General features: G+C 71.2%; 1 protein-coding gene. It reads left to right on the top strand.

Annotated features, from left to right (window positions below; genetic code table 11):
- The coding region (locus tag AC07OQ_RS24480) for a Rossmann-fold NAD(P)-binding domain-containing protein (RefSeq protein ID WP_495055744.1) at positions 1–692 on the top strand (692 nt) is incomplete at its 3' end.

Here is a 692-nt window from a genome sequence, read left to right as displayed (position 1 = left end):
ATGCTGATAGGTGTTCCGCGCGAAAGCGCGGCGGGAGAGACGCGTGTGGCGGTGACGCCCGAGACGGTCAAGAAGCTCGGGGCCCAGGGTCATGTCTTGCGCATCGAGAGCGGGGCGGGCCTGGCGGCCAGCGTCCCGGACGGGGCCTATGCCGCGGTGGGCGCCGAGATCGTCGACCGGGCCATGGCCTTCGGCGCCGAGCTGGTGCTGAAGGTCAGGGCGCCGGATGTCGAGGAACTGGGCCTGATGAAGGCCGGCACCGCCCTGGTGGGCATGCTCAACCCCTTCGACCGGGAGGGCCTGCAGACCCTGGCCGGCGCCGGCCTGACCAGCTTCGCGCTGGAGGCCGCGCCGCGCACCACGCGGGCGCAGAGCATGGACGTGCTGTCCTCGCAGGCGAACATCGCCGGCTACAAGGCCGTGATGATCGCGGCCGACAAGTACCAGCGCTTCTTCCCGATGCTGATGACGGCGGCCGGCACCGTGAAGGCGGCGAGAGTCGTCGTGCTGGGGGTCGGCGTGGCGGGGCTGCAGGCGATCGCCACGGCCAAGCGCCTGGGCGCGGTGATCGAGGCCTCGGACGTGCGGCCCTCGGTGAAGGAGCAGGTCGAGTCGCTGGGCGCCAAGTTCATCGAGGTGCCCTACGAGACGGCCGAGGAGAAGGAGGCCGCCGAAGGCGTGGGCGGCTATGC

The organism is Roseateles sp. GW821-FHT09B06 (assembly GCF_059418245.1).
Note: the sequence above shows the minus strand (reverse complement) of the source record. Positions and strands in the feature narration are given on the sequence as shown.